Source organism: Spiroplasma endosymbiont of Dactylopius coccus (assembly GCF_977110965.1).
In genome coordinates this window covers 1,224,410-1,236,548 of record NZ_OZ373019.1, presented here as the reverse complement: position 1 = coordinate 1,236,548, position 12,139 = coordinate 1,224,410, and the positions used below count along the sequence as shown (strand labels likewise).

Sequence of the window (12,139 nt, the reverse complement as noted above, 5' to 3'; positions counted from 1 at the left end):
TTATTATGGGAGCAATAAAAATACCTGAAGCATTTTTTATTAAAGGTAATAATCCAACAGAAAATGCTATTTTAAGTGTACTTGAAGCACAAGTACGTGGTGAATTAACAAGTGAAAAATCAACCATGTTTATGCGTGGAACTTGTAGTGCTTCTCAAATTGGTGAAATGGCTGGTGTTGCTATAGCAATATATAGAGCAACAGTACGTGTATTATGAGGTTCAACATGAGATGTAAAAAATGGAACTAAAAGACAAATTGGTGATGTTTATACAACTAAATTAGAAATTAATAAATATTTAACAATTGATTTTGAAATTCCAGAATTTGATATTGAAAGATTTATGAAAGCACCAAAAGATATTGCAGTACAAATTGTTTCAAATTGAACAGCTTCATTTATGAGAAATTTAGGTGAAAACTTAGAATTAATATTTTTAAATGGTATTCAAGATTATGCTATTGCTAAATCATTAGTATTACCTTTAGATTTAATTAATATGAATGCAGAACAAGCAAAAGAAGCTTATTATACAATTTGAGCAAGAAATAATAAATTAATTAAATTAGTAAATTATATTACTGTAGGAACTAATAGAGAAGATTTAATGGGAGCAACTGGTATTGATAGTAATTTAGGATTATCAAAAGCATTTACGGTTTTAAATTATAGTCAAATTTCAGCAGATACATTAGCGTATGGTAGAAGATATACAAGTTTAATTGCTGGTATGGAATTTTGAGAAAGTTTTTATTTAGAACAAGAATTTATTCATGATACTGAAAAAGCAATGCATTTAGAAAAAGATTATAGTTTAAAAAATACACATGGATTTGTAGTTAATAGATATATGTGAGGTATGCCTATTTCATTTACTAAAATAAGACAAAAATTAGATAATGATACAGATAATATTAAAATTATTGGTAAATGTTTATTTGCTTTACCAAGTGCTATTAGACCTAATTTAATGTATTTAATTAGACCAACTATGCCTACACTTGCAGAAATTAAAGAAGCAAGAGCAAAAGATTTTTTAACTAATCCTAAAAATGAAAATGCAACTTATCAATCAACTTTATATGATGATATTAATAAATTAAATTTAGAAGATGTTATTTATTATAGAAATTTAGGAAAAATAACTATGGCTGGTGCAAGTCCTACTAATGGTGAATTAGAAGAAGCAATAATAAATGCTGGTAATGTTGGCTATGAAAAAGGTAAAGCAATATTTAGTGATATTAAATCAACAAGTGTTACTATGACTGGTAATAATACTGAATATTATGGAGTAGTAAATTTAAAATTTTCTAAAAAATAATTATGGAATATATTTATAAATATTTTGATGAAAAAGCAAATATTACTATTTATTCACCAAAGCCAGCAGATTTAACTACAAGTAATGATATTAGAGCAATTTTATTAGATGAATATCCTAAATTAAGAAATGATTATTTTATAGTAAGTGATGTACATGATACTTATGCTATATGTGTAGGAGATAATATTCATTGTGAAGGTAAAGTAATTATTAAAATAGAAAAACAACCTAATTTATTAAAAGGAGTAAATGAAAATGCCAATTTCTGAAACTATACAATCAAATAATTATACTTTATTAAAGATAATTCGTTCTTCAATTAGTCCATTAGCAGCAATGATTGGTACAAGTGCTTATTATGGTCAAGTAATTGCAAATCCAGTATTAGGTTCAATTAATAGTTTATTATTTGGTAAAAAATTAGGTTTAGATATTTGAAATTTAAATCAAAGACCAAATACTAAAACTAAATTAATTAATAGTAGTAAAAAAATCTTATTAGGTTTAGGAACAATTGGTTTAGTTAATTATGCTAAATTTACTAATATAAATATTAATCCTAATCCAACTCCTAATCCATTTCCAAGTACAACACCAATTAATCCTTTTCCAGATGATTTATTATTAATGAAAAATAATACTAATAATTTAATGGATTGAGATACATATTTTAGTTTAAATGCTTATGGTATTTCAAATCTAATTGGTGGATTAAGCGAATTAATACCTAATAGATTTGAAACTATACGTAAAATAGCAAATATGGCAACTGGTGGTTGTTTAATATCAAGTGGTGTTGCTATGGGTATTAATAATGATTTTAATAATGCTTATGCAGTGCCAACAATAGTTGCTGGTGCAAGTGAAATTATTCATAATTTATTACCTATGGAAACTACAAATCATATTGAAGAAATGCAAGAAACACCATTTAATAATGAAACTGCAAATCTTATTAATGATAGTATAAGTCAATATGGTGCTATTAGTGAAATTAGTGAATCAAATTTAAGATGAGATTATAGTCATATGAGTTTATAATGTTACCTTTAATTATTGAATGAATATATTATGCATTAGCAAGTAATGATATTAAATTAGCATTAATAAATGCTTTAAAAACTTATTATAAAAATCAATCATTAAAAGCAGTATTTGATAGTGAAAATATTAGTGAAAAAGAAATACATCAACCATATAGTGTTTTTAATCCAAATATACTTAAAAAATTAACAAGTATATTAAAACCAAGTGAATTATCTATATTAAAAAATGAAATTAATAAATTTAAAAATCCAATAAATAGTTTTAAAAATTCTATTATACCAACAGAAATTAGAACTGTTAAAAATTATGTAAATAAATTTAATAATTTATTTAAAGAAAATGAAGAAGAAATACCAGAAAATGCATGAGAAGTATTATCAAGTTCATGATTTAAAAAAGGAAGATTTATTGTTGATAATAAAAATTTAAAAATTGGAACTTTAACAACATTATTTCAAAGTGATAATGATAAAAGACAAATATGATATGGTCCTTATACTTATCCAGCATTTCCACAAGAAATATGAATATTAATGACACAAGCAAAAGGAAAAAATGGTACTGGTGCTGGAACTATATTTTGAAAATTTTGAAATAGAAAATGATTACCAAGTCAATTAAGAAAATATGTTAAAAGTGAATTAGCTAAAAAAGGTAAGTATTACGGGTCTCAAGATACAAATGTAATTTATCCAAATAATATTAATGTTCAAAAAACTATGCATTTTATTAATAGATTAGAAAAAGGTTTTTTTAAATTAAAAGAATATAAAACTTTATCTAAAAATGAAATTGGAAGTACACAATGAAGATATGAAAGAAAACAATTATTAAAAAATTCTTTACATACAAGAAAATATATAAAAATTAAACAAAATTCTAATTTTTATAAAACATGAAAGTAGGTGGTAATTATTATTGAATTAGATAAACCAATTAAACCAATTGGTATATGAAATACTATTAATCCATTAAGTAAAGATAATAAAGAATATAAAAGATTAAATAAGATTTGATTTAATAAAAATAGTACTCATATTGATAAAATTAAAATTTTAATATCAAATATTTTAAAAATAACTAGTCATAGTCTTGGTATGTTTATAACATTATTTTTTACAATAACACCTTGATTAATACCTAAAATACCAATAGAAATGGGAATAGGCAATTATACTAATCAATATAATTTTACTTGACCTGACCATTTAATATTAACGTTATTTCCTATGTTTGGTCATATTGGATTAAATATTATAACTAAATTAGGTAATTATGGAAAATTAATTAAATATATATTAATAACAATCCCAATTATTATTACAAGTCCTTATTTAATATATCAATATAAAAATATTAGAAAACATAAAAAAGAATGTCATTTATGTAAACAACATTCAAATAAAATACAATTGGAGGAATAAAAAATGAATATATCATGAAAATTATTAGAAATTATTATAATTGCATTAATAAGTGGTGGCTCAATTAGTGTTATTTCACCATTAATTTTAAGAAAAATTAAAAAAATAAAACATAGTAAATTAGCAAAAGAATTAAAAAAAGAATTAGAAATTAATTATATTATTGAAAATATTAAACAATTAAATTCTCATTTACAATTAGAAACTACTGATACTGCTAAATTACTTGATAGTTTTAATATTTCTGAAGAAGATATTAAAAAATTTGCAATTACTCAAAAAGCAAAACGTCAAGAATTAAGTGAAAAAGATAAGAAAAAAGTAACTAAATTTAAAATTTAAAGGGTTTAAATACCCTTTATTTTACATTAAGGAGTAAATTATTATGGCTATTAAAGACCCATTAATGTTTATTACAATTGAAGAATTTAAAAATTGAAAAGGTTTTAATAAATTAGAATTTGATGATACAACAACACCAGATAATGAAATTTGATTTGCTATTTCAGTTGCAAGTAATAATATTGATTATTTAAGTGGACATTCTATTTCAAAAAAATGACCAGAAACTACATTAACAGAATTTACTGATGAAATACAAACTGCTACTGCATATTATGTTAGATTTTTATTAACAAAAGATAGTAATTATATTCGTGGTCAATCAAGTATTAGTCAAGGTGGTATGACTTATAGTGAAAATAATCCTAATGAACCTTATTATATTGTTCCAGAAGTATTTAATTGTTTAAGAAAAATTAAAGAATATCCAAATATTACTGGTTTTAATTTAGATGTTTTACCTAAAAGATATGATTTTTTTAGTAATTTTTTTAGTAATTTTGCTGAAGATAGTCCTTTAACCAGATATTTAGAATTAATAAATTTAAAAACAAATGATACAAGAGTAAAAATATATCTTAAACATCCTAAACATTTAATTGGAACTGAATTATGAATTGATACTACTGGTATTAAATCATTTGATAATTTAACAACAATTGAATTATTTACTAAATATTTTAGTAATGATACTATGAAATTAGTAGATGGTAAAGAAGGTCAAGAAAAGAAAGTTATTAGTGCTACTAGTGGTAATTCATTATGAGAAGTTGATAAAGATAATACTAATTTTATTAAATCCAAAGATGATAAAGGTATTAGTGCTAATGATAAAAGAATAATTGATGTTGGTACACCTACATTTTTAACTGATGCAACCAATAAAGAATATGTTGATAAAAAACAAGATAAATTAATTGCTGGTGAAAATATTAAGATTGATAAAGAAACTAATACTATTGTGCTACTGGCGGTAGTGGTGAATCATTATGATTAATAGACCCTAATTCGCCTAATATTATTCAACCTAAAGAAAAAAGAATTATTACTTCAAATAATACTAGAATTGTTTATATAGCAGACCCTACACAACCACAAGATGCTGTTAATTTAAGAACATTAAATAAAAATATCCCAGATTTAACTGATTATTATAAAAAAGAAGAAGTAGATAAAGAATTAGAAGATAAAATAGATAAAACACAATTTCAATATGCTTTTGTTCTCAATACTTTTGGTACTGAAATTGCTAATTTAGAAACTAAAGATAAAACTATTGTTGGTGCTATTAATGAGTTAAAAGAAAAAATAAAAGATAAAAAATTTTCAAATGATTATTTTAAATATAATACTGAAACAAATGAAATTTTACTAAATGATGAAGAAAATTCATTACTTTGTAGAGATTTATTAGAAAATAATGAATATAAATTATTAAAAACTCAAAATAAAAAATTATTACAAGCAATTAATGAAATATTAGAAAAACAACCACAACCAAGTCCAAGTGGTTCAAATTGAAAAGAAGTAGGAACAAGAGAAAAAAATAAATGAGATAATTGACAAATTACTTATGATTTTCAAGATAATAAACATTATAGAGTTTATTATTCTTGAAGTATATATAATCCAGTTTATACTATTCAAGAATTTATTATAACTGATAAAAAAATTGCTGGTGTACAAATACAAATCTTTAATGATAGTGCTAATATAGTAATTTTATCAGTTCAACATGCAAAATTGATTACTATTTATACTGGAAAAGGTAATTTAAAAGGTAATGTATGAAAATTAGAAGAATTGCAGGAATAATATTATGAATAAAGAATTTACTTATTTGCATGAAATTAGTTATTGATTATTAAATAAAAGTGATTTTACTCATAGTGAATATAATTTAAGTGGTAGTAGATATTCAAGTAAAACATATAGTATTGCAGAAGAATTAGCAATATTAATTGCAATTTCAATTAAAGTTAATAAATCAATTGCTATTTATGGATTTAGAAAATTAAATAAAGATATTAATGAATTAACAAAAGAAATATATGAAGCATTTATTTCTTCTGGATTTAATGATTATGTAGACTTTAATTTAAAATATCCAAATAAACAAGCATATTTTAGATTTAAAGGAACTAAATCTTTTATTAGAGTAATGGGTGTATATTCAAATAGTAATGATAGAATACCTTTAAAAGGGCTATCTAGAAGTGAAATAAAAGGTTTTGATTTATCAATAGAATGAGAAGAAGAAGCAAATGAATTTAGTCAAGCAGAATTTCAAGCAATTACATTTGCATTAGGTAATGCTAAAAAACATATTAAAATTAGAAGTTGTAATCCAGATAATATTTATCAATATTTTATTGAATATATGAATAAAATAGTACCTTTTAATTTAGATTTAATGAAAGAAAATAATGAACAAATTAAATCAGTATTTGATAATAATATTTTTAAATTATTTCATTATTCAAATTGAAAATTAAATGAACATAATTTAAAACAAGATAAAATTAATGATTTAGAAGAATTAAAAATACTTGACCCTATTAAAGCACAAAGTTGATATTATGGTGTACCTAGTGTTTTAACTGGTTCTATATTTGCAAGATATATTGATAAACTTAAAACTGAATTAGATTTTAATGTTAATGAAATAGTTGGTGGTTTAGATTTAGGTTTTGCTACAAGTTCACAAGCTCATCCTACTGTTGCTGTTTTATGTTTTATTGGTGAAAATGAAAAAACTAGAAGAATACATCAAGAAAGTGAATTTTATCATAGTAATGCTATTATGAAATTTAAAGATACTTATGAATTAGCAAATAATATTATTGATTATTATTTAGATGAAAGTATTAAATTTCAAGCAATGAAATTTGGTTTTACTTGTTATGTTGATTATGGTAGTGGTGGATTAGCAGTTATTGATATTTTAAAAAAAGAAGTAGAAAAAAGAAGAATTAATTGATTACATTTTACTCCAGTAGATAAAACTACAATGTATTTAAGAGATAGAATTGATTGAGATACTATTTGTATGATTAAAGGTATATTAAGTATTAATTGAAAAAAATGTCCTAATACACATGAAGAATTATCAAAAATGCAATGATTAGCAAAATCTAAATTAGAAAATTCAAATAATGAACCACAAATGCTTGATTTATATGATAATTGTTGAGATGCAAGAATGTATGCTTCAATGCATAAAATGAAATGATTAATTAATAATATTGATAATGAATTATTAATTAATAAAAATAAATTTGGAGAGTGATAAAAATGAATAATCCATTAGAATATCTTTCTTGTAATAAAAGAGAATGATATAGTGATATTCCTATGAGAATTGCTCAAAAATCAACTAAATTATGATTAGGTAAAGGTTTATTATTTGATAGTGAAAAAGATAATATTTTAAAATATTTTACTAATAAAATTATTAGTGATAAATGATTTGAAAAATTATATAAATTTGGAATTCAAGAAAGTTTACTTGGAAAAGTATATATAATGCCTATTATTTATAAAGATAACAGTACAAGTTTAAAAGTATTACCTAATTCATTTGCTGGTAGAGTTGCTAAATATAATGAAGAAGAACAATGTGCAGAATTCTTTTTTATAAATGAACAAGCAGATAGTGCAACTTTAACTTGAGTAATTGCTGAAAATGGAAAAATAAGATTTGAAACTTATAAAAATGATAATAAAAATGAAAAAGAAATTATTTTAGGAACAGCACATACAAAATTAAAACCTAATTTAACTCCAAAATATAGTTATGAAATTAAAAATCCTTGAAATTATTTACCAATATTAGAAATAACAAATTTACCAATGGTTAATTTTTATGGTAATTCAACAACTTTAAATGCATATCCAGATACTTATCCAGTTTGAAATTTAATTGAATATTATCATAAATCTTATACTCAAAGAAATGTTGATAGAGAATTAAATGTTACAACTTTATTTGGTGCATTTGATAATGAAACTGTTAAAAATATGATTGAACATGGAAAAATTATTGATAATCCTAAAAAAAATATTGTAGTTAATGTTGGTACTGCTGGCTATAATAAATCTGGTGCTGGTGGTATGGAAGTTATACAAGGTGATTTTAAAGCTAGTAATTATATTTTAGATAAAGATGATTTAGGAAAAGATATATGAAATGGTGCAGGTTATGATTATAGTGAATTTAGTGGTGTAAATTATGAAAATAAAACTAAATCATTATTTAATAATAAAAATGATATGGAAACTACTGAAACTAAAATAAGTCATTATTCATATTATTTTTATAGATTTTTTGATATGTTATTAATTTATGAAAAATTATGAAATGGTAAAGGTGATAGACCTTATAGTTTTAAATTTTTACCTATTGCTATGACTGACCAATTATTAAAACAAGAAATGATTAGTCAAAGATTAGCAGATAGAACATTATCATATACACAAGCTATTGCTGAATTAGATGAAGTAACAAAACAACAAGCAAAAAAACATTATAAAGAAATAATGGAAGAAGATAAAGAAGAAATTAAATTATTAGGAGAAAAAGAAAATGATACATCAACAAATTCAATTAATGAAACATCTACATCTTCAATTAAAAAGACAACAATTGCTAATTAAAAGATGTAGTTATTGAAAAATATTTCCATTTGTTATTAATAATGGTGCAATTCCTTTAACTGAAACTGGTTATAAACCAATTAATAGTAAAATAAGTGATTTTGGTCAATATGAATTAATATTAACTGGTACTACTCCAGTTGTATGTATTTGGAAAAATAGTACAAAAATATATCAAAAAAATAAAGGTAAAATTAATGAAGAAACACATAAAGTTAATAGTCAAGATGAATTTTATACAAAACAATATAAAATTGGTGATTATTGAAATGCTTATTTAATTGATGATACAAGTGGTGTTGATTTTAGTAATTTACCAAATAATCAAATATTTAAAACAGTACAAACTAAAAGACAATATACTTTAGTAATGTTTGAAGAACATATTACAATTGATGATTATTTACAATTTTTTGTTGTATTTAATGATGAAAATGAAAATATTGGTGGTAATAGTGGTAAAAATCAAGATAGACAATTATTATATATTTCAAATGTAACAAATTATTATAGTCCTTATAATGGTGCATTTAGTATGCAAGTATTAACTTTTAGTAGTTTAAATGATAGAGTAGTTGTAAGTGGTCAAAATACACTTGATTTTGTACAATATGCAAGCCCGGGTAGTGGTTATGCTTTCCCTACTATTCAACAAGGAAAAGTAACATTAAATCGTACTTTAATGCGTGATATAGGAGTAAGATTTTCTCATAGACAATCATATGGATTAGAATTATTATCAAGTTGTTATTATTATGGAAGACCAATAATTCAAGGACAAGAACCAATACAACAAAATAATGAAGAAATATTTGAAAGTAAAGTATTTGCTTCAAGAAGATTATTTATTGCTGGTAATAATGAAAAATCTACAACTGATATTAAAAATAATGGTGGTTTACTTGCTGGTATAAATGATAAAATAACAACAAGTAGTCATCCAGAAACAACATTTTATAATATTATGGATGCAAAACCTACTGGATTTACTAATTTTAAAAATTTTACAGAATGATTAAAAACTTCATTAAATTTTCAAGATAATTTATTTGTAACAAAAGATTTTAAAGGTATGCTTTCTTTTGATAAAGATAAAGCAACAAAAAGTAATGGTACATCAGTAGGAGAAGCAAAATTCTTTTGAGATAGTGAATGAAATATAAATAATTTAACGGGTAATTATAATGTAGATATGAGTAGTAATTTTAAATATAAAGACCCAGAATCTGGATTAATTATAGGAAGTCCAACTGTTGATTATTCAAAAATAAGTCAAAAATATATGTCAGCAATATTAAATTTTAATAGTGTAGTATTTTCTCCATTAGTTCAAATGCCTTATGATAGTCAACAATGATTACCATTTGCTTTAAGTGATATACCTTTAATTGGTAAATTATTAAATGCTTTAACATTAGGTATATGAAGTAGTTGAGTTATTACTCAAAATGCTCAACAATATAAAAAAATGTTATATTTTAATGGTTTTATGTCAGCATTTTTTACAAGTAATTTAGAAAGTATTATTGGTAATGGTGGTTTAATTCCTTTAAATGCATTTACAAATGATAATGATTTTACTATTGGTAAATTATTAGGAGCAAATGTTTCAACAACTGCTATGACAATGAAATTAAGTGATAGAGTAAGTGTTTATCCATGAGACCCTACTACTGGTAAGAAATTAACTGTAAAAGAACAAATATCAACTGTTGATTTATCACAAAAGAAAAATAATAAAGTTTATATTTTAGCAGAAGATACAGAGTTTTTAGATATAGCAAGTCCATTTACAAATGAAGATAAAGATTGTCAATGAAATCCAACAGCAAATGGAGTTATTGATGGTTCAAATTATGCTTATATTATTGATACAATTGTAACTCAATCATTACATCAAGGTGAAGAAAGACATACATTTTATAGTGATAATCCTTTTACTTATCAAGGTGATTATAACGAAATAGCAGTTGCTCAATTTCGTTATAATAATATGGGTTATTTAACTGGTAATGCTTTTAATTGAACTACTTTATATAAATTAAATCATGATGAATATGAAGAAAGTGAAGAAACAACATTTTCATATCCAGCAAAAATATTACCACCAAGTCCTCAAAATATAGCAAAATCAATAATTATTATTCCAGAAAATTTTGATATAAATAATAATGGAATAGATATATCTTTAATTGGTTTTAATAGTTCTCATAATCCTTATGATAATACTAATGAATGATTTAATAATAATAAAATTAAAACTAATGATTTTATTTTAAATTTAACATCAAAATTAGACCCAACATTATTAATTTATAATTTTAATGACTTAAAAAGATATTATAAAAGTTTAACTATTTATTATAAATATAATTTTGAAACAATTGAAAATAAACATAATGAACAAGCAATAAATTTTAATACAACAGAAAGTTTTAACCCGTCAAAAGAAGCAAAAAATACAAGTATAACTATTGATTTAAAAGATTTAATATTTTCAAATTCACAAGAAAAAAATGTTAAAGATTGAAAATTAGTTCCAAATGTTCAACCATATTCTGCATTTGGATATGCTTATAATTCAAAATTATTATCTAATTATAATCTTGCTGGTTATACATTTACATTAACTGAAAGTTATTATGGTATAAAAGAAGAATTAACTACAGATAGTGCATGTGGAATCAATATATTAAACATAAGTTCTAATAATACTTTAATATGAAAATTTAATATATACGTAAATCTTGGAAAAATAGAATCAATTTATGGAGATGCAGTTGGTCAAAAGGTTGGATATGCTAAAAGATATATTTCAAGTTCAAATTTAAAAATTACTAAATTGATACTTAATAATAGATAATTTGATATTCTTTGTTATAATTTTATTATTATTTACAAAGGAGTTAAAAATGGATTTACCTAGTACAATTGCTTTACTAATTGCTCTAATATTGCCAATATTAACTGCATTTATTTATTTTGGATTAAAATTTTGCTTTAAAAGTAATTCTTACGGTATTTTATTATTATTTTTTGGTTTAAATATTTTTGGTTTAATTTTAGGATGTTGTATTATTTCTAATTTAAGATATAAAGAAAAAAAACATTATATGATAAATTAAATAAATTTTTAGATAAACAAGAAAAAGATAAAACCCCACAATCTTAAATATTAATGTATAATAAAAACAATCTATTAGTTTGTATAATAGATTAGGTTTAAGGTTAAAAGTTATCTTTATGATAACTTTTTTTATTTTTCCAAAGTTTATTTTAAAATCTCCAAAATTAATATATACTTATATTACTTACTTTTGTAAGTATATGATGATAATATCA

The 12,139-nt window shown here is 22.5% G+C and carries 11 protein-coding genes; all 11 read left to right on the top strand.

The annotated features are described in order from the left end of the window. Positions 1–5: 5 nt before the first annotated feature. On the top strand, positions 6–1,325 hold the full coding sequence (locus ACXUB0_RS07790; RefSeq protein ID WP_458258314.1) for a hypothetical protein: 1,320 nt from the start codon (positions 6–8) through the stop codon (positions 1,323–1,325). 2 nt (positions 1,326–1,327) lie between these two features. Further along, positions 1,328–1,615, top strand: coding sequence for a hypothetical protein (locus tag ACXUB0_RS07785; RefSeq protein ID WP_458257610.1), 288 nt, complete (start codon positions 1,328–1,330; stop codon positions 1,613–1,615). Then, a complete protein-coding gene (locus ACXUB0_RS07780) occupies positions 1,584–2,369 on the top strand; it encodes a hypothetical protein (RefSeq protein ID WP_458257909.1) in 786 nt (261 codons plus the stop codon). The genes ACXUB0_RS07785 and ACXUB0_RS07780 overlap by 32 nt, the downstream gene beginning before the upstream one ends. Then, entirely contained in the window at positions 2,369–3,280 is a 912-nt protein-coding gene (locus ACXUB0_RS07775; protein WP_458258313.1) for a hypothetical protein, read from the top strand. Before ACXUB0_RS07780 ends, ACXUB0_RS07775 begins: the two co-directional genes overlap by 1 nt. Continuing rightward, positions 3,281–3,799: a hypothetical protein gene (locus ACXUB0_RS07770; protein WP_458257607.1), complete on the top strand. Its 519-nt coding sequence runs from the start codon at positions 3,281–3,283 to the stop codon at positions 3,797–3,799. A 3-nt stretch (positions 3,800–3,802) separates the two neighbouring features. Further along, positions 3,803–4,141: a hypothetical protein gene (locus ACXUB0_RS07765; protein WP_458257606.1), complete on the top strand. Its 339-nt coding sequence runs from the start codon at positions 3,803–3,805 to the stop codon at positions 4,139–4,141. A 43-nt stretch (positions 4,142–4,184) separates the two neighbouring features. Further along, on the top strand, positions 4,185–5,138 hold the full coding sequence (locus ACXUB0_RS07760; protein ID WP_458258312.1) for a hypothetical protein: 954 nt from the start codon (positions 4,185–4,187) through the stop codon (positions 5,136–5,138). Between the two features lie 822 nt (positions 5,139–5,960). Next, the gene (locus tag ACXUB0_RS07755) at positions 5,961–7,433 is read left to right on the top strand and encodes a hypothetical protein (protein WP_458258147.1); all 1,473 of its coding nucleotides are present in this window, start codon (positions 5,961–5,963) and stop codon (positions 7,431–7,433) included. Between the two features lie 2 nt (positions 7,434–7,435). After that, positions 7,436–8,797, top strand: a complete 1,362-nt coding sequence (locus ACXUB0_RS07750; RefSeq protein WP_458258311.1) for a hypothetical protein — start codon at positions 7,436–7,438, stop codon at positions 8,795–8,797. Beyond that, the gene (locus ACXUB0_RS07745; RefSeq protein ID WP_458258310.1) at positions 8,727–11,660 is read left to right on the top strand and encodes a hypothetical protein; all 2,934 of its coding nucleotides are present in this window, start codon (positions 8,727–8,729) and stop codon (positions 11,658–11,660) included. The genes ACXUB0_RS07750 and ACXUB0_RS07745 overlap by 71 nt, the downstream gene beginning before the upstream one ends. A gap of 49 nt (positions 11,661–11,709) precedes the next feature. Next, complete coding sequence (locus tag ACXUB0_RS07740) at positions 11,710–11,922, top strand: hypothetical protein (RefSeq protein WP_458258309.1); 213 nt, start codon at positions 11,710–11,712, stop codon at positions 11,920–11,922. Positions 11,923–12,139: the final 217 nt, after the last annotated feature.